The sequence below is a fragment of the Vibrio sp. Vb0667 genome (assembly GCF_033391095.1).
The window spans coordinates 1-1,245 of record NZ_JAWPOL010000243.1 but is presented as its reverse complement, the minus strand read 5'-3'; the positions used below and the strand labels follow the sequence as shown (position 1 = coordinate 1,245).

The window sequence follows — 1,245 nt, the reverse complement described above, 5'->3', positions numbered from 1 at the left end:
TTGTGCAAGGCGCTGTTCCAATTGCTCCAAATTCACTTTTACCGTGATGACGCCGATGACATCGCCGTTCAACCATAGTGGAGAGGAAAAGAAGTAACCCCGTTTGTTAGAGCGTACTCCTAACCCCACGTATTGGGCTGGCTCACCACGACGGGCATTTTTAAAGTAAGGGCGATAACTAAAACTCGAACCGACAAACGTATCCGCCTGTTGATAGTTACTCGAAGCGATAACCAAGCCTGTTTTATCGTGGACATAAATGGTATCGGCCAAACTTTGCTTCAGCCATTGCGCCAACAGTAAGTTCAGTTCTGTCGACGGTGCACCTTTCTCAACGGCTTCAAGCAAGCGTGGGTCATGGCTAAGCAAATTGGGAATTTGTTCAAACTTCGCCAGTTCGTAGTCGACTTCTTGTGAGACTTGAGCCGCTTGGCTTTTGAGTTTTTGTTGCCATTGATCGTGTTGATAGCGAGTTGCGTAGTGATGCGTAAGAGCAAGCCCTAGAATGCCGATAACAAACAACAGCAATAGAAAATGGCGCAGGGCTTTGGGATTGAGTAAGTTCACAATTAGCTCACCGGAGTTTTTAATGCCATGTTATCAAAAGGTATTAAACGATGCTGTGAGCGGTAACGTTAACTAGGAATAGAACTGCATTTTAGAAGTAGTATTCCGTACCAATAAATACGTAACGGTTGTTTGCCAAGTAAGCGATTGGTTTGTTGCGTAACATAGCGGTCAGTTTATGCTCACTTGAGGTTAAATAGTCAATCTTGTCCCGTTAGAGAGCAAACGAAGCGAAGTTATTTTGGGATGACTTCACGTTACTTCTCGTCGCTTCATTCTCATCATTTGGGTGGAAAAACTTGCCCTGCCGTTGGTCTTTGGTCTCGTTAGAAGTGTTGCCGGGCCTCGCTTTTTGCCTGAACCTAGAGGTTACCATCGGTTTTTCAACATCTATGTTTGCTGTCCTTGTATTTCAGTAGCTTCGGGAGCACAATCGACAAAAAACGAGTGAAGGAGTAAAGATGGAACTTGCTGATATTCGTCGTGAGTACACGAAAGGTGGCCTACGTCGTAAAGATTTGAAAGCTGATCCAATTGATCAATTCAACCTTTGGTTGGAGCAAGCGATTAAGGCGGGGTTGACTGATCCTACTGCGATGACAGTGGCAACCGTGGATGAAAACGGCATGCCATTTCAACGAATCGTTTTATTGAAAAACGTCGATAAAGATGGTTTCG

2 protein-coding genes are annotated in these 1,245 nt (G+C 44.7%); one reads left to right on the top strand and one right to left on the bottom strand.

The window, feature by feature from the left end:
• On the bottom strand, nt 1-567 hold a 567-nt coding region (locus R8269_RS24960; protein WP_318222875.1), incomplete at its 3' end, for a cache domain-containing protein.
• Nucleotides 568-1,028: 461 nt separating this feature from the next.
• Here R8269_RS24960 and R8269_RS24955 point away from each other — a divergent pair.
• A partial coding sequence (locus R8269_RS24955; RefSeq protein WP_318222874.1) for a pyridoxamine 5'-phosphate oxidase family protein occupies nt 1,029-1,245 on the top strand: 217 nt, incomplete at its 3' end.